Below are 23,875 nucleotides of genomic sequence, written 5' to 3' on the forward strand. Positions count from 1 at the left end.
TCAATGAGCAGCAATCTTGTAACTAACACGTATCCGATTCCCGAGCTTCCCCAGATTCCCGAACGGACTTTTGCAATCACGGATTATGGGGCAGAAGAGGGGGGATTAACGCTATGTACCTCTGCTATTCAGGCTGCACTGGATGCCTGCACTGCGGCGGGAGGCGGAAAAGTTGTTATTCCCGCTGGCATCTGGCGTACAGGACCCCTTACTTTACGTAGTCGAATTAATCTGTATGTAGACAAGGGAGCGTTGGTGCAGTTTGACCCTGATCATACCTTGTATCCGTTACTTTCTTCCCATTATGAGGGGAATGCCGGCTGGCGCTGTCAGGCTCCGCTCGATGGAGAAGGTTTAAGCGATGTGGCAATAACCGGTGAGGGAATATTCGACGGCAGTGGCGAAGGCTGGCGCCCAGTGAAGCGGTTTAAGATGACCGAGAAGCAATGGGAGCGTTTGATCGAATCTGGAGGAGTGCTTGATCCGCAGGGCGAAGTATGGTGGCCTTCCCGGGAAGCCATGGAAGGTGAGGACTTCTGCCGGAAGCTGTGGGACAAGGGAGAAACTAGTATGGAGGCTTATCTGCCTGCTCGTACGTATCTTCGTCCGACGTTGCTTAGCCTGCGCAATTGCCGGCGGGTGCTGCTGGAAGGGCCGACCTTCCAGAATTCACCTGCTTGGTGTCTTCATCCCATTGGTTGCGAGCAGATTACCGTACGAAATGTTCAGGTACGTAATCCTTGGTATTCGCAGAACGGGGATGGCCTTGATTTGGAATCCTGCACGCATGCTCTAGTTGAGTACAGCAGCTTTGATGTGGGTGATGACGCCATCTGTCTCAAGTCAGGCAAGGATGAGGAAGGCCGTAAGTGGGGAATGCCCTGCCAGTATATTACCATCCGGAATTGCACGGTATATCACGGACATGGAGGCGTTGTGATCGGCAGCGAGATGTCCGGAGGTGTACATGCAGTTCGAGTTAGTGACTGCCTGTTCATCGGCACGGACATCGGCCTGCGGTTCAAAAGCACCCGGGGAAGAGGCGGTGTGGTGGAGGATATTGTAATGGAGAATATCAACATGACCGGCATCATCCACGAGGCTGTATCCTTTCATATGTTCTATGCAGGGGTTGAAGGATCGGAAGGGTATGACGAGCAGTTATTTTCGGTTACAGAGGAAACTCCGCAATTTCGGAAGATTACCCTGAAGAATATTGTGTGCCATGGTGCGGCAACCGCTCTACTGGTTAACGGGCTGCCGGAGATGCCGCTTGCTGATCTAACCATCGAAAAATTCCACGCAGTGAGTGATCGGGGAATTGTGCTGCGGCATGCCACGGGGCTCACGTTGGATCGTATCCGGTTGCAGACTTCGCAAATGCCGAAGATAACAGCGCATAGATGCAGCCACGTCACGCTCACTCATTCCGAAGATTTGACGATTACAGATAGATAAAAAATTCTATGGATGATGGAAATCCGTCTTGAACTTCCGTGGGTGTGACCTTGCTTCTTTTCGGTATTGGAGCGGGGTCAGACCGGTTGATTTTTTGAATGTTTTATTGAAATGGGAAAGATGTTCAAATCCGACAGCGGAGGCGATCTCCTGGATTTTGCCTGTAGATCCGACAAGCAGCCGTTCGGCTTCCCTTACGCGGACATGAACGATGTATTCCCGAAAGTGAAAACCCGTCAATCGGTGAAATACCCGGCTCAAGTATGAAGGACTAATGTAAAAATTACTCGCAGTCTCTTCCAGAGTAAGGGCCTCACGGTAGTGATCACGGATATAGGTGGCTACATCCGTTACTAGATGATGGAGCGGATGTTTCGTCCCTCCAGCTTGTGAGATACTCTCTGAACGCTGGAGGAGAATCATCAGCTCGGAGAATAAAGCGATTACGCTGGTTTCGTAATACGGGCGCTGCAACCGGCATTCTTCCAGCATCCGGTTCATTAGGATTTCCGCTTCGTCCTGCTCGCGCAGGGTCAGCTTGAACAAGCGGTACCCGCGGTCATGAAACCAGATGGCTTCATTCTGCAGGGATGGCGGTAGAAGAGCAGGATCATAGTTGATCAGAATCCGCTCGAACTCGGCTACTTCCGAGCTTGCTGTGGAATGAAGCTCCCGGCCGGAGATAAGAATAAGCTCACCCTTATGAACCGTAATGACTCGGTCGTCCACAAAGTATACCCGCTCCCCTTGTATCAGATAGTACAGCTCGGCTAAGTCATGGCTGTGGGGACGTGGCATAGCAGTGATGCCTTTACGTTTCATATGCTGGATGCTGTAGCGGTCTTCTTCAATATGATATTTGTGATTGGGGCTAGTCAGGCTAGTCATAATTCTCCTCTTCTCTTACGAAGCGTTACGGTTATTATAGAATAAACTCAGGTTGATAGGAAAGGAGCCGCAGATGTTAATTACAGTCTCTAAGAGTGTCGACGAAGGATTCAGTAGTCTACAGGCAGCGTTGGATTCAATTCCACAGGAACACAAGGAAGAAGTGACGATTCGTATCAAACCCGGCATTTACGAGGAAAAAATTACAGTGAAACAGGGAACGCCTCCGGTTCTGCTACTGGGGGAAGACACGAATTCCACCATCATTACCTGGTCAGACAACGCGCACACTTTAGGTCCGGACGGAGAGCCGATTGGCACGTTCAAATCCGGTACCCTGAATGTATTCGCTGAGCATTTCACCGCTGAAAATCTGACCATTCGAAATGCATCAGGTCCCGGCACTGGTCAGGCGGTGGCTGCTTTTGTTGATGCTGGTCATGCTGTATTCCGGCGTGTACGCCTGCTGGGTGATCAGGATACTTTGTATACAGGGCAAGGAAAGCAATATTATAACGAATGTTACATTGAAGGCGATGTGGATTATATTTTTGGCGCGGCTACGGCTTTGTTTGAACGTTGCCGGCTGCATAACAAACGTTCCAGAGGATATATTACAGCCGCATCAACGCCTGAAGGCGCACCGTTTGGTTATGTATTCCTCGATTGTGAAATTACTGGCGGTCAAGGTGTAAGTGAAGTGTATCTTGGCCGACCTTGGCGCCCTTATGCACATGTGGCTTTTATCCGCACGGTCATAGACAGTTCGATTATCGGCGAAGGCTGGCATAATTGGGGGCAGCCGGACAGGGAGGAAACTAGCCGCTATGAAGAATATGGCAGCAGTGGACCGGGAGCCAATCCCGAAGCCAGAGCTGCATGGTCGCGGCAGCTGATTCCACAGGAAGCTGCGGAGTATAGGGTGCTGACCGTGCTTGATGGCTGGCATCCTGAAGGATATTAAGGAAGGAGCACTTCGGATGGAGCCTCTGGAACAATACATGAAAGAACTAGCTGGTTCAGCACAACGTAACTCGGCTTTCAGCAAAGACATACCCTTTCAGCAATGGCGTGATGAGCTTAGCGCAGCATTTACGAAGCGGTTAGGTGGCTTTCCAGAAATAGCTGAGGAGCTGCAACCGGTTCTGCTGGAACGAACCGTCTGCTCCGGGTATACCCGTGAACGTATAGAGATAACTACCTATGAAGGGTTGCGCATGCCGCTGTATCTTCTGATCCCGGATCAGCCGTTCTCTACCCCTGTTCCTGCCGTTCTTGCCATTCATGGACATGGCTATGGAAGCCGGGAGATCGTAGGCTTGAACCCGGACGGATCGGATCGGCAGGGAGATCCCGGGCTGCACAAAGACTTCGCTGTTTCACTGGTAAAACAGGGCTTTGTAGTGGCAGCCCCGGAGCTGCTCGGCTTTGGGGACAGACGATTGGAAGAAGACCTAACAAGCGGGGAGCCTGGACGTAATTCCTGCTTCCGCCTGTCATCCGCATTGTTGATGGTTGGGAAGACGATGGCCGGCTACCGTATCTACGAAACCATGCGGGCACTGGATTATTTGCAGACAAGAAAAGAAGTTAAGGATGAACGAATTGGAATTATGGGTATTTCCGGCGGGGGACTGGTGGCTGGCTTCACAGCTGCACTTGACGAACGAATCGCTTGTGCGGTCGTAAGCGGGTATGCCAATACTTTCGCAGACAGTATTCTGACACGCAATCATTGCCTTGATAATTATATTCCAGGGATTTTGCTGGAAGCGGAGATGCCTGACCTACTGGGCCTCATTGCCCCTCGTGGCCTGTTCCTCGAATCGGGAGATGCCGATCATCTGTTTGGCCCGCGCGGAACAAAATTAGCTTTAACCCAGTTGCAGACGATTTACAGGTCGGCGAATCATATCGGACAGGTAGAAGCGGACTTCTTCACCGGAGGTCATGAGATTCATGGTGAACCAGCCTTTGCCTGGCTGCGCAAGCAGCTCACTTGAGCATAAGATTAGACTTCATATGGATGACAAACGAAGGAGGAATAAGGATGTCTATAACTGAAGCAACAACCGTTCACTTGTCCAGTAAAATCGCGAGTACGATTCTTGGAGGGTGCAACAAGCAGGGAGAGCATGAATATGTGCTGGAAAGATGGGCTTATGTTCCGGGCATGCTGCTGATGGCAATGGCCCGGGCGGGTGTTCAGCTCGACCAGCCTGAGTATGTCTCCTTTATGGAGCGGCATATGGACACATTTATTGGAGAGGATGGTTCCATCCGTACCTACAGGCTGGAAGAATACAATCTGGACCAGATTAACGAGGGGAAAAACCTGTTCTTGCTATACCAGAAAACCGGAGAAGAACGGTATGCTGAAGCAGCCCATTTGCTGGCCGCACAGCTTATTGGACATCCCCGCACCTCCGAAGGGGGATTCTGGCATAAGAAGGTATACCCTTTCCAGATGTGGCTGGACGGGCTGTACATGGCATCGCCATTCCTAGCGGAATACGGCAAGGTTTTTCAACGACCTGAACTGATTGACGAAGCGGCGCATCAGCTGCTGCTGGTTGAGCGGCGGACCCGTGATCCACGGACCGGTTTGCTCTATCATGGCTGGGATGAATCCAAAGAGCAGGAATGGGCTGACTCTTCTACCGGATTGTCCTCTCATTTTTGGAGCCGGGCGATGGGCTGGTATGCGATGGCTGTGGTTGATTGCCTGGAGCATTTTCCGCTCACTCATCCGCAGCGGGGGACGATCATTGGCATTTTCCAGCGGATGTGCGGCGCGCTTCTGGAGGTTCAAGACAAGGAGACTGGCCTCTGGTACCAGGTGTTAGATCAAGCGGGGAGAAAAGGCAATTATCTTGAAGCTTCCGGCTCGTGCATGTTTGTTTATGCGATGGCTAAGGGACTAAGATTAGGTTATCTGGAATCCTCTTTTATAGAGGCGATGTTGCAAGGGTATGAAGGCATTTTGACGCATTTGACTGAAGAGGATGAACAAGGTGTGCACTTGCACCAGATCTGTCATGGAGCGGGTCTGAGCAAAGACCGTAATGGCTCATACGATTACTATATCTCTGAGGACGTATTGTCGGATGTGCCTATGGGCGTCGCTCCATTGTTATTAGCATCACTTGAGGTGGAACGGTACCAAGCTGAAAAATAACAGAAGCCCAATCATTCCCTCTGAAATGGAATGATTGGGCCTTTTTTTGCTGCCAGATATATATTTATTAGCGTTTCAGCAGATCCTCGCGGATAGGTGTGAAGACATCGAGCAGCGCAGAATCTGCTTCCAATGCGGTTACACCGTGCTTTGCATCTGGCGGTATGGCAATACTTTGCCCCGCGGTTACCTTATGCTTCTCGCCGTCAATACGAAATTCAAAGCTTCCACGCAGACAGTAGCTCATCTGCTCGTGAGGATGGCTATGCTCATAGCCCTCGGCTCCCTTTTCGAAATGAACCTCCATCATCATCAGACTGGCTGCAGCGTTCAAGATACAGCGTTTAACTCCCGGTTCTGCTGGTTCCCATACTCCAAGATTGCTCATGTTCTAATCTTCCTCCTTGTATATAGTTATCGGGGCATGGCGATGTGAATTCTGCCTGCCTCAATTCTTAATTGGGTTGCTTCAGGTTGCCCGGATGTTGACTCAGGTTCTCCGAGCAGCCTAAGCGGTCCGAGACCCGGAACAGTAACAAGGTGTTCCTCCTTGGTGCCGTTGATGGCGGCGATAAACCATTTCCCATCCGTACGGGATATTCTGTACAAGCGTACTCCTTCGATAGCCTCTTCAAAATCAAGCTGTTCAAGCTGTAGTGAAGAAGCATCTTCTGTCCGGGGATGAAGCAGAATGACGTAATCGCTTTTACCACCATAAACACGAAAATGTTGCTGCTCTGCCAGCGGATAATTCCCGGCTACAGCGCCTTCTCCCATTGTAATCACTGGAAGTTCTGGTTCGGCGATATAAGCGCTTAGGTGCTTGCCGTTCAGGCAAGCTGCATCAATGGATTGCTCCATTATACTTGCATCAGTACTGAGTGTATGCAGATTCCAGACGCTGTTCGATGCTCCCTCAATTCGATCCCATATCAAGTAGACGTTAAAGCCTGCTTTAATGAACAAGAAATTCCGCTCATATTCCCTGGCGTTAGCCTCTGGAATAAGACTGCTGGCATGATCTAACTCTTCTGAAAAGCGTACTTCCTTGCATGTGCTTTGCAGTGGCCCATTGGCAAAATTTCCGAATGAATCGGTAAATTGAACAACATTATGAGCTGCGCTGGACACATACCAATGCCGATCCCCGTTATAATAACCTCCCGTTCCAGAATCAAGGGTTACTGGAACACCATCTGCCCAGATGGAGAAGTGCCCTTCATCATGATGAGCGTGATAAGTCAGCGGAGACGCCTCGTAGATTGCATAATGCTGAAGGTTCTGTTCTCCGTTGCGGAAGATGACATAACCGATATCGGGATAATGTACGGAGTCGAGTGCAGGCCTTTGTTCTGCTAAATCGGGCTGTGGATATAACAGCGCGACCAGAGGCAGAGGAAATGCGCCACTATCCTCAATCGGTTCTCCGCCGTGCTTCCACGTCCAGAGCATTTCCCCGGCAAGCTGGGGGTCTTCGTCCATATAGAATGGGGCCGCATATCCAAGCAGGCGAAACCATTTTTCCTGCACATTGGCATCGCCGACCGCTGGTGTAAGCAGGATGGGGGAGCCAGAAGAGCCGCCTTGAATAATATCTGGTGCAGTCACTGTTCCGATTAGGAAACGGTACATGCCCTTTACCTTCTCATGCTTGAAATAATCAATGCCCTTCAAACGCTTTAATAGGACGAAGAAGAGAAAATAGCGATGCAATACTGCGCCATGGTAGCGAATATTTTCTGGCCATGCGCCGTCTGAATCAACCACTTCTGCCAGCTGCCAGTTGATGACAGAGAGGGCATGATCAAGATATGCCTCACTTTGTTTTTCATTGGGAAAGAGGAGGGCATATACACCCAGTCCGGTTGCCCGGTCGGCATTCCAATTACTGCGTTTTCCTCCCTTTTCATCTGGGAAGGTCTCTAGATCAAACCGGTAGTAGTGGGTATCCATCATCATGTCTGCGATATAGCGGAAATGAGCGAGAAGTTCGGTTTCTTCTCCAGTGAGGAATACACTGCTGCCAGCAATCTGATCGTAGATTACCGAAGCAGCAGCGAGCCCCCTCCCGATATGCACCGCGCCGTAAGTATCATCGTCATGCCAGCCGTCTCTACGGAAAATATCCATGCCTACCCGTATATCGGCAAGCATGTACTGGAGCTTTTGCTTGGCTCGAACCGCAAATTCACTTTCACCCGTGATCATATACATATTGGCGTCCGCTCCCGTAGCCTCCAGCAGGTAGGCCCAATTGGTAAGTGTCGGCCGATTAAAAAGCGGGGAGAGCAGCTCAGTTCCTAACGGCTGCCCCGCAGCATTTAGAAAATGGACCCCGATGCAGATTCCTTCGCCTAGAGGAGCTTCCAGACTGAGCGCCGTCTGCACGCTGTAATGATCACCTTCATATACAGGTATGGTCTCTCCATAATGAAGGATTGTCAATCCTTTCACTTCCTCATTACTGATGCAGATACATTGCAAATCGTCTGCCAGACTAGCGCCAGATGGGGTTACACCAGATGGCTGGAGACCTTGCTGCCAGCTGGCCAATTTCTCTAGATATACTGTGCTTCCGTTTTCTCGGTCTTGACTCCACCCCAGCATCCCAGATTCTAGACCGCCATTCGCTAGTTCAACCGGCAAGCCAAGCTGCGAATGAGTCAGACGCAAGCCCCCGATGCACGCCGTGCCCTTTCCCCGAATCTGTACAGAAAGCTTGAGGAAGGCCGTTCTGGGAGGGGTTTTAAAAACAAAGGGTTCTACCCGGAACACCCCGAGTTTATGGAGGGGCGCAGCAGCTTCTCGGCTGGCAAATTGTTCAGACAGCTGTTGTTGTCTTTCGTACTCTTGCCGGACCTTGGGAAGCTGTTCGATTCTAAGGCGTATGCCCTCAAGCTCTCCTTCGGTATAACATCCGAAGGGGCGTGTACCGCCACCATATGCTGAAATCATCGGTAGTTCTAACCTCCTTGTAAAGTAGTCATGGTTCGTGGGTGAGCTTTCTCTTAATTAGTATAAACGTGGCTTTACGAAGGACGGGATAGATAAACAAATGAAGGAAAGGGGACAAAGCAACTGAAAAAGTGAAATTCTCCCCCAAGCGCAGTCGCTTTCTCCCTAACCGTTACGAACGGATAGAATTATCATTAAGGACATAAGCTTAGTCCAATGGACAGGAGGAACAATAAATGAATTTATCAAAACGTCAAATTAACGCCTGGACCTTCGTTGCTCCCAGTTTGATTCTGACGCTGGTTTTTGGAGTATATCCGATCTTTTGGGCTCTGAAGTACATGTTCTATGATTACCAGGGTTTCGGCGAACCCCTGTTTATCGGACTGGAGAATTTCGAGCGCTTATTAAGGGATAAGGAATTCTGGAAGTCAGTGGTCAACACCTTTATCTACGCTGGAGGCAAGCTGCTCATCACCTTGCCATTATCATTTTTACTGGCGGTTGTCCTCAATCGTGCTTTGAAAGGGCGGCAGCTGCTAAGAGCGATTTACTTTATGCCGACCGTAATCAGTGCTTCGGTTATGGCCATCGTATTCTACGTTATCTTTAATTCATACAACGGGATGGTTAACCAGCTATTGGTCGGCTCTGGAATTATTTCCGCTCCGATAGATTGGTTAGGGCCGAAATATGCCTTACTAACCGCTATTATGATTGCGATATGGGGGGCTATCGGTAACTATATGCTGCTCTTTATCGCTGGTTTACAGAACATTCCTGAGGATCTCTATGAGGCGGCATCTATAGATGGAGCTGGACCTTTCAGAAAAATGTGGAACATCACCGTTCCCATGCTCGGACCTGTATTGCAAATGATCATTATGCTCGCTATTACCGCCTCCCTAAAAGGCTACGAGAGTATTATGGTGCTTACCGAAGGCGGTCCTTATGGCAAGACGGAAGTTATGTACCTGTACCTGTATAAGCTGTTCTTCCCTGTATCCAGTGGAGGTACAAGCATTCAGCAATTTGGCTACGGTAGTGCGGTTGGTTTTGCCACAGCAGTTATTGTAGGTCTGATTACCTTAGTCTACTTTTATGTATCTAAAAAGCTAAATGATATCTATTAAAAGAGAGGAGAATGAACAGTGAGTACATTACATGCGGAGACGAAGAACACTTCGGTCCAGCCTGTCCGGTCCTTCAAGACCCGAGCGGTGCTGTCCCGGACCTTGCTGTGGATTTTTCTACTTATAGTGGCGGCTTTTGCGTTGTTTCCGATTATTCTGGCTTTTTTCGGATCCCTTAAGACCAATCTGGAGTTGACGACAGGAACCACCTTGCTGCCTAAGTCATGGCAGATTGGAAACTACGCGCAGGCTTGGAATTCGGCTAACTTTGCCCGCTTTACATGGAACAGTGTGTTTATCAGTATCTTTACCACCTTAGGCACTCTATTCATTGGAACGATGGCCGCATATGCGGTAGCGAGAGTCGATTTTTACGGGAAACGTATATATGTTGTAATTCAGTCCTGCACGCTGTTCATCTCGATCGGTGCTGTGGTGCTTCGGCCGCAATTTGACCTTATGGTAGCGCTTAATCTACAGAAATCGTTATGGGGTGTCATTATTATTCTGATTAGTGCGCATGCCACGGCATTTTTTATGTTGATTGGTTTTGTACGAGCGATTCCGAAGGATCTGGATGAGGCTGCTTTTATTGACGGCTGTAATTTCTATAGCGTATACTTTCGAGTTATCTTACCGCTTCTGACACCCGCCCTTGGAGTCACGGCGCTTTGGACCTTCCGCGGAGCATGGAACGAATATATTCTGCCGCTGGTTTTTACCATGACACAGCCAAAATTACAGACACTCACCGTAGGATTGGCGGGGCTAAAATATGGTATCGGCGATGCGGCGCAACCTCAATTGATGCTCGCGGGTGCATGTCTGTCCATGTTGCCAATGATTGTTGTCTATATTTTCGCTAATAAATCGTTCATGCAGATGACAGCTGGCTCTGTAAAGGGCTAAATTCGGGGCGGGCTTCGGACAGTTATTCAAGAAGGATGTGAATACATGCTGAAGGCCTGGGTTTATCGTACCTCTTTGAAGAAAAGAATATGGCTATCTTTTACCGCACTGACGGTATTCTGTATTTCTGTCACCGGTTTATTGGCTTACTCCATCGCTTCTCGGGCGATGGAGCGTAACTCTGTCGAGTTAAATCAAAATGTGCTGACTCAGTCAATCAATGTTCTGGACCAGAAGTTAAAGCAAATCATTGTGGCTTCCTCCACGATGATGTTGAGCGAAGCTTATCAGCAGACCATCCGGGATATTAAAGCTCATAATATGGAACGTTTTTTTGCCAATTTTTCTATGCTGCAAGCGCCCTTCACGCAGGTAGAGTTGACGGAAAACTCCATTGAATCTATCTTGATCAGTACGCCGGACGGGGATTTCTACTCTACCAGCAATCAGCGCAGAACCTTGACCCCATTTCTAGAATCTTCGCTGTATCAACGGATTAAGGAGAAACCTGAAACCAATTGGGTGGAGAGTCATCGGGACGAGCTATTTGCCGGGAAACACCATGTTATTTCCCTAGTCTTGCAGCCGCTTACAGACAATTATGTCCCTGATCTATTTTTGATCGTTAATGTAAAAGAGGACATTCTTGAAGATACTGTAAGTGGAGGCGGGAGTCTTGGCTCCGCACGTTTTTTACTGATCAATAAAGAGGGAACAAGCGTCTTCGGAGACGGGAGACGTCCGGAATGGTCTCGGGACTCTGTGTTTTTGGACAAACTGAGGGAAGCAGACCGGGGTAATTTTGAATATTCTGCTGGGGATGGGCCAATGCTGCTCAGCTATGCCAGTTCAGGGTACGCAAAAGACTGGGTGTTGGTCAGCTACCTGTCCAAAAAGGAACTGCTGCAACCTGTTCGGAGTATTCAATGGCTGGTGTTGATGATCATGGCGGCATGTATCGTCATCGCGCTTTTCCTTGCAAGGTATCTGTCCGCTTTGCTACTGGGACCGCTGCTGAAACTGCAACGGACGATGTCTCGTGTTGAGCAAGAGGATCTCAGTGCACGCTTCCAGAGTCCTTTCCAGGATGAGATTGGGGAGGCGGGACGCAAATTTAACCAGATGTTGGACCGGATTGGTGAGTTGATTGCTGAAGTCAAGGATACAGAAAAAGAAAAGAGAAAAGCGGAGATCAAGGCGCTTCAGGCGCAGATCGAGCCTCATTTTTTATATAACACATTAAACACGATTTTCTGGAAATGTGAGATGGATGAATATGAAGATGTGAAACAGATGGTCATTTCGCTGTCTGCACTGTTTCAGCTGGGACTGAACAACGGGCAGGAAATTACGACCTTAGGCAAGGAACTGGAACATGTCCGCCAGTATCTAAACCTTCAGCAGCAATGTTATGAAGGGTTGTTTGACTATACAATTGATGCCGGAGTGGAACTGCTGGAGCTTCCTGTATTGAAAATTATTATTCAGCCCTTGGTGGAGAACTCAATCCTGCACGGCCTTAAGGAATTAAGGGGAGGGGGAGTGATCCGGATCTCTGTAGAAGTAGCCAAAAACACACTGCTCATCCGGGTTACCGATAACGGAACCGGCATGAATGCGGAGAAACTCAATGCCTGGCTGAAGGAGCCGAACGGCAGTGGAGGTTATGCTCTGTCTAATATATGTAGCCGACTGCAGCTGTACTACGGCAAAGAAGCCGGATTGGTCTTTCGAAGCAGTCCGCGTGTTGAAACCGAAGCTGTTCTATCCATTCCTGTGGAAGGGGGAATAAATCCTGAGCGCCCATTCAATTAAAATATGTATTGTTGATGATATTCCTGCAGTGGTCCGCGGATTGTCGCAGCGGATTCCTTGGGAGGAACATGGGATTGTGATCGCGGCCACCGCGGCAGACGGGGAAGAAGGTCTGGAGCAGATCCGCAAGCATCGTCCTGACATTGTATTGACGGATATCCGAATGCCTTTTAAGGATGGTTTAGAGATGATGCGGAGCATCCAAGCCGAGCAGCCAGGCATCAAACTGATTTTTTTGACGGGTTATTCTGATTTCACCTATGCCCAGGAAGCAGTTAAGCTGGGTGCCTTTGATCTGATTGTAAAACCGTATACCAAGGTTCAAGTGCTTGAATCCGTGTTGAAGGCCAAAGAAGTGTTGGAGCGGGAACGCAGTCAAGCTGAGCAGATGATGGGCATGGAACAAAAGCTGCGCGAGAGCTTACCTTATTTGCGTCAGGAATATATGCGTCTGCTCATCCGTTACGGAACTAGGCAGCAGCACTTGAGCCAGCAGTGGGATTTTTACAATATCGAGATGAATAACCATAACTTTTGCGTGATGGTAGCGGAAGTGGATTTTTTTGTGGAACGTACATCAGAACTTACGGTTTCCGAGGTGGAATTAATCCGCTTTGCCGTACAGAATATTTTGGAAAATACAATATCCGAATACACTCGGGGCATTGTGTTCCGGGAAAATGTGAATCAGTTCGTTATTGTGATGAACCCTCTGGCGGAGCCGAATATGGAGCAACTTGCAGAGAAATGCCGGGAAAATGTACATCGGTATACGTACCAGACGGTATCCATTGGACTGGGTGGAGAGGTGGAGGAGGTAGGGCAGCTTTCTGCTTCCTATGCGCAGGCGCTGTCTGCACTTGCGAACACCTTTCTGAACGGTGGGAACAGCGTGTACACCTATGTTGAAGATGCAGTCGTGAATGCCGCGCTACCCAGATACTCATATGACAAGGAGAAAGAATTGCTTTATTGTCTGCGTTCGGCGAATTTGTCCAAAGCAGAGGAGCAGCTGGATCATATTTGGCATGATTGGATTACTGCACCGGCAACGCCTAACCCGTCCATCGTTAAGACGCTATGTCTTGAACTGGCTCATTCTATCCATCGGATTTTTTCGGAAAAAGCAACGGATTCGGAAGTTAAAACTCTGGAAAATAAGCTTGCAGACATGAGCAGTGCAGTCTCTTTTGAAGATCTTAGCCGCCAGATTCGGGAATTTTGCCGTTTGGGCTGTACGTATTTGCAACAACGCCAATGCAGTGACGCGCGTATGCTTGTGGATCGGGCCATCACTCATATCAATGGAAATCTGCATCGAAATCTATCCGTCGCCGACTGTGCACGGGAGGTGCATCTTAGTCCTAGCTACTTCTCCAATCTTTTTAAAAAGGAGACGGGGATGACACTCGCCCAATATATTATCGGAAGACGAATGGACAAAGCCAAGGAGCTAGTGTTGGAAGGCATACAGGTTCAGGATATTGCCATCTCTTTGGGCTATGAGGATCGACCCTATTTTACAGAGCAGTTCAAAAAATACACCGGAATGACGCCGACTGACTTTCGTGCAAAATATAGCTTGCCTAAAGTGGAGGGAAACAGTGATTTCGTCTCCCATTGACAGTTGTTTTCTCCTTCACTGATAAAAGGGCAGTGGAATTATAATTTTCTTAAGAAATGAATGCGATTTCAAAAGAAAAGGGAGGCATTTTAGATGAAAAGAAATAAATGGATATTAGCTGGGGTTTCGCTGATGCTGGCTGGCTCGTTGGCCGCCTGTTCATCATCCGAATCTAATACGGAGGTAAGCAGCAGCAATACAAACTCCGAAAAAACAAAATTGGTCTACTGGACCATTGATCGTCATGATTCTGATTTTATTGAGCAAAAGATCAGTGAGTATGAAGGTCTTAATCCCAATATCGAGATTGAAATGAAGGTTATGGCAGAGAACTATACCCAGTCGGTGGATATTGCCTTCTCCAGCATGCAGGCGCCTGATATTCTCCGGGTGGATACTTATAACGTGCCAACATGGGTCAAAAGAGGGTATCTGGAATCTTTTGATAGCTACATTTCACCAGAGATGAAGAGCCGGTTCGAGAACGTACTTATCAACGAGAAAAATACCGTTGACGGCAAAATATATAGCCTTCCCAATATCGGTCAGTTCTGGCGCCTCATCTATAACGTAGATTTGTTCGAGAAGGCTGGCATTACAGAGCCGCCTACCACACTCGCAGAGATGGTCGAGGATGCCAAGAAAATTACGGCAGCGGGAAAAGATATAGGCGCTTACGGCTTCGCGGGTAATTTCAAAAGTACCAGCGGATTTGAGCGTATCGCTTATCCAATAACAACACTTAGCAAGACTAAGGGCACAGAGGGCTTCGACTTCCAGACCGGGCAATTTGATTTTAGCGTCTATAAAGAGGTTGCTGAGGCGCTGCGGCAGATTAAGGTGGATGGAAGCATGATGCCAGGATCGGAATCGCTTGATATCGACCCGCTGCGTGCGCAATTTGCTCAAGGCAAGATCGGTATGTATTTCAACCATTCCGTTGAGCCGACGGTCTACAAAACCCAATTCCCAACTGAAATTCGCTGGGCAGCTGCGATTCCTCCAACCATTGACGGGGAGCAGAAGGGTGTCAGCCAAGTTATTGCAGGAAGTTATTTGGCTATGAGCAAGGATTCGAAGCATAAGGAAGAAGCTTGGAAGTTTATTGAATGGATGTACAGTGATGATGTGCAGATTGCTTACCAGGAAGCAGGGTATGGGGTTTCGGTTATCCCATCGGTTGCTACTGTTGCCAAGGCACCAGACATTGCAGGAATTGAAGATTTTCTGCCTACGAAGTTAGACGGGATTTATCCAGCGACTCCGATGGTTATCAGTGAGGGACGTCTGGAAGGACTAAAGAAGGTTGATGTCTTCAATAGATACATTTTTGGTGGTGGAGATTTAGATAAAGAGCTTCAGGACTTGAATACTCGCTATAATGCGGCACTTGAAAAAGCCAAAGCCGCAGGTGACACCGATATCGAAGCACAGCCGGACTTCAATGCAGGTTCCCTGCAGGGATCATTGGCCAAATAAATCGAAAAAGACGCCTCTTAGGCTCCGTATTAATACGAGCTAGTGGCGTCTTTTTTTGATGACTACTATGATAATTTTTATTCCTCAGTCGTTTTAGCTGTGCTCGGGGTTCCTTTGTTATTGTAGAGCCACAGCGCGTATTCTAGAGGGCGAATCAGGGCTTTGCGGTATGTGGTTCCGTCACCTGATCTTGCGAACACTTCACGGGCGGGCTTGGGATTAACCTCCAGCACGTAAATTTTACCTTCGCGATCAATGGCGAGGTCCAATGCAAGCTCACATAAGGCTCCGTAACTTTCTTCCAAGAAGGCTGCGGCATCAAGGCCCAACCTCTCGGCAGTCTTCATGACCTTATCGGTTTTATCCTGACTGCCCAGCCATTCCTTCAGCAGCGTTTCCGCTCGAACGGCATGACCACCGCCATGAAGATTGGAGGTTACACTCCGCGCTGCACCGACCCGTGCTGCCATACCTGTCAGTTCCCAGACACCTTGCCCATTCTTTTGAACGAGCATCCGGTAATCATGGAAACGTCCGCCCGGCAGACGTAATGGGATCCCCTGTTGGATAAGGAAACGTCCGCCGATACACCATTGCCGTACGATGGAATCCAGCCGAGTAGAAGAGACTTTACGGGTGGGAATGATTCGGCGATCCTGGCGACGGCCTTGAATATCATATACCCCACGCCCATCCTTCATTCTCTCAATTCTGAGGATGCCACGTCCGCCTGTGCCGTTTGCCGGCTTGATATAGACTACTGAATTGGTTTTCAGCATCCGGCGCAGGTCGGCAGAGGACTGATAGAGTAAAGTTTCTGGCATATGCTGCCGGAAACGGCTTTTTTGTGAAAATGTTTGGTGAATGGTCCATTTGTTGCGCAGTGGACGATTCAGAAATAACAGATGATTGTAGCGTTCTCGGAAACGAAGCAGTTGCTGAAAGCGTGAGCTGCGCTGAATACGGCAACGGTCATAAATCATATTCGGAAAAGAACGCCATTTGCGTGACCATTTTCCGCTCTTGGGATCAAAGACAAGGGCATGGATCTGCTCTTTGCTGGGATGAACATCCATGGGGGTAAACACAAAGACATCCAAGCCAATTCGTTTGCCCTCGACGATCATTCTCCGGTACACGGCCTTTTCTTCAAGCTGCTTAGCTTCGTTAATATATAAAGTAAGAATGCCTAAGACGGGCTCTGGCACAGGAGTTCACCTTCTTGTGGAGAAATAGTAGTGCTGCCGGTATGATGGGGTGACCGGAGCAGTAATGTTGGCTTGCCGGTAGGACCAGTGGTAAGTGTGTCGGCAGCAAGGCCGATATTGAAGCACATCTTTAGGCTAGCAGTATTGTCGCAGGCAACACTGCATTGCAGATGCCCGAGGCGTTTCAGCTGGGCAGCCATTAAGGCAGTGCCGGTATGTCTATTCCGGTAGAAGGGGTGCACAGCGACAAGACAGGCTTCTGCACCGAATCCGGATACGAAGCTGACTCCTGCGAGCTGGCGCCCATTCTGACCGCGTACGGTGGCGACAAGCAGCGAGATACCCGGCTCTGACAACTGATCCGGTGTTAATCGGGCCAGTACTTTGCAAGCTTGGTTTGTGATTCGCTTCTCCCCATGCGCTCTTATAAACTCAAGCAGTCCAGCCAGCCGTGATTTCCACTGTTTGGCATTTGTGTCATAGATGGAGGATATCTGCATGCTGTGTCACATCCTTTTAATGATTTCTATTTAAACTGGCGCGCTAAATGCTGGCCGTAGTGAAAGATTCGCTCTAGGGACAGCTTGCGGATCGCGGGTTCATCAAATTTCATCGGCCGGGAGTTGGCCTCAAAGAACCAGAGTCCCCCATTCTCATCTACACCCAGATCCATCGACATCTCTCCGAGCATAGAATCAGAAGCTCTTTCAATTTGTCTAGCGATAAGAAGGGCGGTTGTAGGCACACTCTTCAGGATCATGGCTGCTCTTTCGGTTCCAAATGTACTTTCCAGCATGCTGGCAGGCTCTTCAATACTACCGCCGCGTGGTACATGTGTCGTTATACTTCGGGCACCGGCGAGGCGTGCACCTATTCCGGTGACTCCCCAGCCGCCTCTGCTGTTTTTTTGCAGCAGCACCCGCAGATCAAACGGTCTTCCCCGATGAGTCGCCAGTTCAATAGCCTGCTGCACAATATAACGAGAGATTCCTTTTTCTTTTCCGATTCTTGCCCAGAGCCGGTCCATGGAAGCTGCTTTGTACGTCACATTTTTTTTGCCGCTTTGAATTTGGAGCCGGTAAGGCAAAGCGGTATCTGCACGATATTTTAGGCGCATAATTCCTTTTCCTGCTTTGCCATTCTCTGGTTTAAGGTAGAGGCTGGTATGCTGGTTCAGCATGGCAGTAAGGGTGTTTGCACTGCGTAATCGTCTCGTTTTTGGAACATGCTTTGAGGTGGAGTGCGAACCCCTCAACCATTCGAAGAGACTCCATTTATTGAAAAAATATGGATTATATAGCTTAATGCCTGGATGTTCCAGGCATTGAGCTATTTTACGTACCACAGCAGGTTTTTCCTCATCCTCACGGGTGGGAATTCGGTTATAAATGATTTGTGGAAGAGGTACAGGAATGCTGTACCAGATTTTACCGCTGGACGATGGGACATATCCGTTCACCATCCGTTCCTCAAGCTTGAGGTCACGGACAGTGACGACGTAGACAAGAAATCCCATTTCTTTGCCTGTGCGAATAATGTCCCGGAAGTTGCTGCGGTTGCCATTAAATTGCCGTACTTTATCGCTGGTTGTCAGTATGGCAATAACAGGTTTTGTATCTTCCGGATTATGGGTGCTCACATCTCATCCCTCCTGCGGAATTTGCTGAGGTATAGACAATGCTCCAGAATGTGCTCGATGGAAGCTTTGCCCTCAGCGCGCAGGGAAGGGTGACGGAAGATGGAACGACCTGGTTTGGCGTTGGCCTCGAACATCCAGATGTCTTCATCCTGATCAATTCCGAGATCAAAGCCAATTTCACCGAGCAAATGACGATGCTGGACTTCTAGTGATTCTGCCAGCTTGATGGCTGTAGTCTTTGCACGCTGCAGTACTTCATCAGCTCTTGCGCCGAATACACGTCCGAGTGCTTGCTGAGGTGTAAGCAATGCTCCTCCATTTTTAAGGTGAGTGGTGACACTGCCACGGCCGGCTTTTTTAGCGCCTATGCCGACTACAATCCACTGATTACTGCCGTTTTTATGCATATGGAACCGGAAATCAATCGGGCAGCCATCTATTTCAATGAGACGTATTCCCTGCTGAACTATATAATTTTGCAGATTTTGACCGTGACGCGAACGAAGCATACGCATAAGGGCTTCAAAGGTGGTAAAGCGTAAAAGAACGTTTTTTCCACCGCGGCGGTAGCGGGCAAAATACCCCTTTTTCGGGAGATAGGTAAGCCGGTAAATGCCGTGACCCAGACTTCCCGCAGAAGGTTTATAGTATACAAAATGATGGTGATCCAGCATTTCTCTCATTTTTTCCGTGGACGGATTGCTGTGGGTTTCAGGTACATATCGATTTGCCGCCCCATCATTTTCTAAAAGCTTATAGATATCGGATTTATTGAAAAAGCTCCAGTTAAAGTATGGAATTCTTTTCCGCATAAATCGTTCGCGAAGTTGGTTGATATAGGGTGAGGTCTCAGCTCTCCGACTGGGCAATCGATTATAGACAACATCAGGTAGAGGGACCATTTTTCGTTCAAACTTACCGCTTGAAGTCAAAAAATATCCATAGACCTGTTCCTGTTGCCAGTTGATGTCACGCGGCATAAAGGCAAATATATAACATTTGTTGCTGCCTTCCCGCAGTAATTGCTTGATGAACCCTGTGCGAGAACCGAAGGGCTGAGACGAGGAAGCAGGACCATCGGACAATATGCCAACTAAAGGTCCTAGCTGCACCTCGTCATTCTGTAGATTGCGTAAATAGACACCACCTGATTTCGGAACCTTGATAGCGCTTTTTACGCCTGAGGCGAGATATAGGTGATTTCCGGCGCGCTTGATGGGCTTGATCATGGTCGGGGTGGCATCTTTACCGAGCCTTAAGCGTATATTTTTTTTCCCCGTTAACTTCAAGCTTTTCATCAGTGCACCTGATACATATACAACTCTTTGGGGCTGCTTAGTGAAATGCACATTGCAAAAAGTGAGACTCATTTATGAATCCTCCTTAGGAACCATTGTTATCATTCTCCCGTTTGTAACGGAGCTGCCCGTAGATAGGGATGGTATCCGTCGTTGTGTGAGCAGTAGATGGCGCGCATAAGACAGTGGATTCTCGGCGGCGAGCTTAGCAGCCCGGCGGTCGCCCGTCAGCCGGAATACCGTGCGCCCTGGCTTGGAATTTGCTTCTAGTAAATGAATCCGACCGCTCGAATCAATACCGAAATCAAGGCCGAGTTCTCCAAGCCTGCCGCATGCAGCCTCCAGTAGGGGAGGCAAGTATGCACCTTCTGCAGCAAGCTCACGCATGATGTCTTTTCCACCCTGACCATATTCAGCAAGCAAAAAAGGCAGGGGAGAAACAGCTGTTCCGCCGCCATGCAGGTTCGAAGTCAGCGAACCTTGGTTACCCAGCCGTACGGCCATGCCGGTAAGAGTCCAGCGGCCAAGGCCATTCTTTTGCATCAATACACGCACATCGAACGGTTGCCCCTTACTATTCGTTAGGTGCAGGAAAGGCTGTATAATATAGCGGCGTGAGCCGATAAATTCATGAATCCAATTCAGTCCTTCAGCCTGTGAGTCGAAAACATATTGAAAGGGTGTATTTGTTCCGTCACGCCCTCGAACTCTCATGCCTCTGTTCTGCAGTATGGCATGTAATGTACGTTTGCCATGGGTGCCGGCCTTGGGCTTTAGAAAGACTCCATATTCTCTTTCAGCAAGCATTGTACTTAACCTGCGGGTACCGGTATAGAGTACAGTTTCCGGCAGTATTGCCGCTGCTCTCCGGTCGCGCTTCAATATCTCATGTACACCCCATTTATCTGGCAAACCTCGAGACCAAGGCAGGGAACGATGAAGAGTAGAGAGAGCAGCGGAAGCTTCTTTTCTTTCTTTAGGACCTTCGTAAAAGCAGCGATTATAGACAATATCTGGCGGTGAAGAAGTAGTATTCTGCCAGCTTCCATCTTTCCAGGTATAGCCGGTAATGGAGGAACCGTCTGCCGCTACTCCGTCTGGATGAAATACGAGGACTTTTAGGTTGTATAGAGGAGCTGCCCGGCATAAATGACTGCAAAACTCTGGCTCGGCGATCGGTGGATTCCCGTTGCGGCGGCCTGTCATAATGCCGAGGAACCCCACTTCTGTTTCAGTCATCGTGTCCTCCTTATAAACCGGCCAAGTAGCGGCAATATAAAATCATTTGCTTGACGGACGGTCTTATTTTTTGATCGTTTAACGGTGTATTATCGTTCTTGGAGGGCTTGGAGTTAACCTCTAAGAGCCATATTCGTCCTGATTGATCCAGTGCCAGATCGATTCCGAGCTCTCCGAAATGAGCGGGGATAAAGGTTTCGACCCCTCTTGCAATGGCAAGTGCTGCTCTGGGCAGCTGAAGCTGAACGTTTTCTTTTGCGCTCGGAGGAAGACTGCTCTTGCTAACCGCTTCTTTTACAGTGCTGAGACTGCCACCTCTAGCTAAATTAGACACGAAGTGATTGCTTCCGGCGGTGCGGGCGACAATGGAGGTAACCCCCCATTTTCCGCTGCCATTCTTCTGAACAAGTGCCCGGAAATCTACAGGCCGCCTTCCTAGCTCCATCAAAGGCAATCCCTGCTGAATCTGGTATCGAGTAGTCTTCATTTTGGGAGCGATGGACTGGTACAATTTAGCGAGAGTGGTGTAGCTTTGCTTGCGTGTACCTATGGAGGTAGTAGACAACAGACGGTAACCTCCGCCTTCTTCTTTAGAGATACGAAGTATGCCTTTGCCGAGACTGCCTCGTACAGGTTTCAAAAATACACTTGGGTAATGGCTGCACATCTTCTTCATTACGGCAAAGCCGTTCAACGCATGCGACTCAGGTAAATACCGCTGCAGGGAAGGGTCTTGCGCTAAAGCTTCAAATACCTCTGTCTTGTCAAGAAATTTTTCGTTGAAGAAATGCGTTCCATATCGTGATTTTACATCCGCCAAAAAATGCTGTACGCTAGGTTTATTCTCCACCTTTCGCGTCGTTAACCGATTGTTGATTACATCGGCAATGGGCAGACTCATTTTTCTCCAACCCTCGTTGTATACCCAGCCCTGAATGGAAGAACTGCGTGTTTCCAGCGCTTCCGGGGTAAAGAAATATACATAGGCGCCTTGTGTGTGGCAGGCATTTGTCAATTCCCGGCAGAACATGGTAATGGGTCCAAACAACCTGTCGAGATTATCTGGATGGTCACGACTGACGAGCACGCCGATCAACGGTCCAAGCCGCAAGGTGCGGCTTACAGAGCTGTAAGAAACGTTGAGGGTTTGTCGGTGTTTCCATCCGGTCCGCCGCGCCAGTCCTTCGCTTACACGCAGGATGTCGGATTTGGGAGCTGAGATAATGGTAACCTCCTGCCGGAAAGAGCCGAATGCCAGCTGGAGTGTTCCGTGAGACGGGATTTTGAGTCTTTTCATGGATTTTTCGCCAAGCATTATAGCGTTTTCCTGCAGGATGCCCGAGTTGACCGTATGGACCGGGATCTTGAATTGGGACATCGTGGATCTCCTTCCGGTAGGCAGCATGATGCCGGCAATTTGGTAGCTAAGGGTTACATATCATTCATCATATGGAGACAGATGACCCTTGGTGATTGACCTAACCGCTAAAAACCTTGCCCAGTCATTTCATAAGCTCGGCCCAAGAAGCGAAACAAGTATGGAATGAGCGAATATTGGAAACTAAAGCAGCGTGAATTCAGGAAGCGGCTGCTAACAAAACTTAAGCGTATGTTTTCGGAGTGAGTTTTTAGAGCAGAGTAGATTCAGGAAGCGGCTGTTAACAAAACCTAAGCGTAAGCTTTCGAAGTGAGTTCTGTAAGAAGACGATAGGAAGTGTACGCTAACAAAACTTAAGCGTAAGCTTTCGAAGTGAGTTTTGTACGAAGACGATCTGAGGAGTGTACGCTAACAAAACTTTTAGGAGGAATCATAATGAGCATTCACGACAAAGCACATGAACTGGCGAAAGCCATTAAAGAGAGCAGCGAGGTATCGGATATCAGAAATGCCATGAAGGTCGTAGAAACAGATCCTGAAGCGAAAGCGATGCTGGACAATTTCCGCCAAGGTCAGATGGAGCTGCAACAACGGATGATGAGCGGAGAAATGCCTCCACAGGAAGAAATGGAAAAGATGGAGAAGCTGTTCGAGGTGCTTAACTTGAATCTTGGCATTCGTCGTCTGTTCGATGCGGAACGCCGTCTGAGCGTTGTAATCGAGGATGTAAATAAAATTATCACCGAGAGTTTGTCTCAATTGTACGGCGAATAAATTTCAACAATGAAAATCAAAAGAGGGTGTTCCCGAAGCCGGTGGCTCTGGAAACACCCTCTTTCTTGTGGCTGTGACTATAGGGCTAGCTTAAGTTCAAGCTCGACCCAATCTCAACCCAACCCCAACCTCAACCTAATCTTGTTTACCTTCGACTGCGCAGAGAAGAATACCAGCTGCCAAACCTAAGCGGCGATCAAGCTTGCCTTTTCGATCCTCCGAGAAGTCAGCCATAATTTTGGTGACAAATGGATTGAAATTTTGCTTGAATGCAGGGATCGTAGTATCATCCATCTCGATATTATATTTCTGCGGAATAATAGCGATGAAGCGGCGCAGTAGAGCCATCGCGGTGCTGTCTTCCTTGATTTTTCCGATTTCCTGATCATGACGGTCAAGAATAATCCATTCATCCTTCAAAATAGATTTGAGACCCTTACGTCGAAAAGCACCAATATGCTCACCGGACTCTGTATCGTGTACATCATAAGTAGCACTAAAATCGACCACGTTGCGGGCTTTTATGCGCAGAAGCTCCTTCTGCATGGACTCATCCGTATAAAGTGCAATGTCTTCTTTAAGCTTGAACGCTTTCATTTGCGAATAGAGCACAAGCTGCTCAGAGCTATCAAAAATATGAAGTTTCGCACCCATGATCGAAAATACTTTTTTGCGAATTATGTATTCGGTATGATTATAAGCTGCATTCAATTCAAAAACGCCTCCCTAAATGAAATCATCATCTCATATATAAGCATCTCTTGCTATATAAATGCTAACCTTTTATACATAATTTTGAAAAGGTATATATTTTTTAATGGACTTGTCTCATATTACGGGCCTCATGTTCATAGAGTAGAGATATAGATTCAATCGAATATCCTGTCTACGAAGGAGCTG

At 48.4% G+C, this 23,875-nt stretch carries 20 protein-coding genes; 10 read left to right on the top strand and 10 right to left on the bottom strand.

Annotated elements, in window-relative coordinates; all coding sequences use genetic code 11:
- Window positions 1-3: 3 nt before the first annotated feature.
- Entirely contained in the window at window positions 4-1,458 is a 1,455-nt protein-coding gene (locus MHB37_RS09090; RefSeq protein ID WP_339190319.1) for a glycoside hydrolase family 28 protein, read from the top strand.
- Window positions 1,459-1,464: 6 nt separating this feature from the next.
- Here MHB37_RS09090 and MHB37_RS09095 read toward each other — a convergent pair whose 3' ends face one another.
- On the bottom strand, window positions 1,465-2,346 hold the full coding sequence (locus MHB37_RS09095) for an AraC family transcriptional regulator (protein ID WP_076179655.1): 882 nt from the start codon (window positions 2,344-2,346) through the stop codon (window positions 1,465-1,467).
- A gap of 73 nt (window positions 2,347-2,419) precedes the next feature.
- On the opposite strand from MHB37_RS09095, the gene MHB37_RS09100 reads away from it, so the two are divergent.
- The 3 genes from MHB37_RS09100 to MHB37_RS09110 are packed head-to-tail and all read left to right on the top strand — an operon-like array spanning window position 2,420 to window position 5,524.
- Entirely contained in the window at window positions 2,420-3,310 is an 891-nt protein-coding gene (locus MHB37_RS09100; RefSeq protein WP_076191130.1) for a pectinesterase family protein, read from the top strand.
- The gene (locus MHB37_RS09105) at window positions 3,285-4,349 is read left to right on the top strand and encodes an alpha/beta hydrolase family protein (protein ID WP_248547632.1); all 1,065 of its coding nucleotides are present in this window, start codon (window positions 3,285-3,287) and stop codon (window positions 4,347-4,349) included. The genes MHB37_RS09100 and MHB37_RS09105 overlap by 26 nt, the downstream gene beginning before the upstream one ends.
- A 47-nt stretch (window positions 4,350-4,396) precedes the next feature.
- The gene (locus MHB37_RS09110; protein WP_248547631.1) at window positions 4,397-5,524 is read left to right on the top strand and encodes a glycoside hydrolase family 105 protein; all 1,128 of its coding nucleotides are present in this window, start codon (window positions 4,397-4,399) and stop codon (window positions 5,522-5,524) included.
- Between the two features lie 67 nt (window positions 5,525-5,591).
- On the opposite strand, the gene MHB37_RS09115 is transcribed toward MHB37_RS09110, so the two are convergent.
- Window positions 5,592-5,912 carry a cupin domain-containing protein gene (locus MHB37_RS09115; RefSeq protein ID WP_036683993.1) on the bottom strand — a complete coding sequence of 107 codons (321 nt, stop codon included), beginning with the start codon at window positions 5,910-5,912 and terminating at the stop codon, window positions 5,592-5,594.
- Window positions 5,913-5,938: 26 nt separating this feature from the next.
- On the bottom strand, window positions 5,939-8,479 hold the full coding sequence (locus tag MHB37_RS09120; RefSeq protein WP_248547630.1) for a heparinase II/III family protein: 2,541 nt from the start codon (window positions 8,477-8,479) through the stop codon (window positions 5,939-5,941).
- Between the two features lie 236 nt (window positions 8,480-8,715).
- Between MHB37_RS09120 and MHB37_RS09125 the strand changes: the two genes are divergently transcribed.
- The 5 genes from MHB37_RS09125 to MHB37_RS09145 all read left to right on the top strand — a co-directional run bounded on the left by MHB37_RS09125 (window position 8,716) and on the right by MHB37_RS09145 (window position 15,439).
- Window positions 8,716-9,612: a carbohydrate ABC transporter permease gene (locus MHB37_RS09125; RefSeq protein ID WP_036683990.1), complete on the top strand. Its 897-nt coding sequence runs from the start codon at window positions 8,716-8,718 to the stop codon at window positions 9,610-9,612.
- 90 nt (window positions 9,613-9,702) lie between these two features.
- A complete protein-coding gene (locus tag MHB37_RS09130; protein WP_076125141.1) occupies window positions 9,703-10,521 on the top strand; it encodes a carbohydrate ABC transporter permease in 819 nt (272 codons plus the stop codon).
- A gap of 45 nt (window positions 10,522-10,566) precedes the next feature.
- On the top strand, window positions 10,567-12,336 hold the full coding sequence (locus MHB37_RS09135) for a sensor histidine kinase (protein ID WP_076124874.1): 1,770 nt from the start codon (window positions 10,567-10,569) through the stop codon (window positions 12,334-12,336).
- Window positions 12,337-12,343: 7 nt separating this feature from the next.
- Entirely contained in the window at window positions 12,344-13,960 is a 1,617-nt protein-coding gene (locus MHB37_RS09140) for a response regulator (protein ID WP_340394384.1), read from the top strand.
- Window positions 13,961-14,053: 93 nt separating this feature from the next.
- Entirely contained in the window at window positions 14,054-15,439 is a 1,386-nt protein-coding gene (locus MHB37_RS09145) for an ABC transporter substrate-binding protein (RefSeq protein WP_076191140.1), read from the top strand.
- A 77-nt stretch (window positions 15,440-15,516) separates the two neighbouring features.
- Here MHB37_RS09145 and MHB37_RS09150 read toward each other — a convergent pair whose 3' ends face one another.
- The 6 genes from MHB37_RS09150 to MHB37_RS09175 are packed head-to-tail and all read right to left on the bottom strand — an operon-like array spanning window position 15,517 to window position 22,201.
- Window positions 15,517-16,647, bottom strand: coding sequence for a YheC/YheD family protein (locus tag MHB37_RS09150; protein WP_076184268.1), 1,131 nt, complete (start codon window positions 16,645-16,647; stop codon window positions 15,517-15,519).
- Window positions 16,629-17,147 (bottom strand): GNAT family N-acetyltransferase, encoded by a 519-nt coding sequence (locus MHB37_RS09155; RefSeq protein WP_076124882.1) that lies wholly within the window; start codon window positions 17,145-17,147, stop codon window positions 16,629-16,631. The genes MHB37_RS09150 and MHB37_RS09155 overlap by 19 nt, the downstream gene beginning before the upstream one ends.
- A 26-nt stretch (window positions 17,148-17,173) precedes the next feature.
- Complete coding sequence (locus MHB37_RS09160) at window positions 17,174-18,286, bottom strand: YheC/YheD family protein (protein WP_036683979.1); 1,113 nt, start codon at window positions 18,284-18,286, stop codon at window positions 17,174-17,176.
- Window positions 18,283-19,656 carry a YheC/YheD family protein gene (locus MHB37_RS09165; RefSeq protein WP_036683976.1) on the bottom strand — a complete coding sequence of 458 codons (1,374 nt, stop codon included), beginning with the start codon at window positions 19,654-19,656 and terminating at the stop codon, window positions 18,283-18,285. Before MHB37_RS09165 ends, MHB37_RS09160 begins: the two co-directional genes overlap by 4 nt.
- Window positions 19,657-20,823 carry a YheC/YheD family protein gene (locus MHB37_RS09170; RefSeq protein ID WP_076124887.1) on the bottom strand — a complete coding sequence of 389 codons (1,167 nt, stop codon included), beginning with the start codon at window positions 20,821-20,823 and terminating at the stop codon, window positions 19,657-19,659.
- Between the two features lie 10 nt (window positions 20,824-20,833).
- A complete protein-coding gene (locus MHB37_RS09175; RefSeq protein WP_405169160.1) occupies window positions 20,834-22,201 on the bottom strand; it encodes a YheC/YheD family protein in 1,368 nt (455 codons plus the stop codon).
- Between the two features lie 435 nt (window positions 22,202-22,636).
- Between MHB37_RS09175 and MHB37_RS09180 the strand changes: the two genes are divergently transcribed.
- The gene (locus MHB37_RS09180) at window positions 22,637-22,975 is read left to right on the top strand and encodes a YlbF family regulator (protein WP_036683973.1); all 339 of its coding nucleotides are present in this window, start codon (window positions 22,637-22,639) and stop codon (window positions 22,973-22,975) included.
- Between the two features lie 135 nt (window positions 22,976-23,110).
- On the opposite strand, the gene MHB37_RS09185 is transcribed toward MHB37_RS09180, so the two are convergent.
- Window positions 23,111-23,686 carry a hypothetical protein gene (locus tag MHB37_RS09185; protein ID WP_076124891.1) on the bottom strand — a complete coding sequence of 192 codons (576 nt, stop codon included), beginning with the start codon at window positions 23,684-23,686 and terminating at the stop codon, window positions 23,111-23,113.
- Window positions 23,687-23,875 lie beyond the last annotated feature (189 nt).

The sequence above is a fragment of the Paenibacillus sp. FSL H3-0286 genome (assembly GCF_045040705.1).
Classification (GTDB): domain Bacteria; phylum Bacillota; class Bacilli; order Paenibacillales; family Paenibacillaceae; genus Paenibacillus_AQ; species Paenibacillus_AQ odorifer.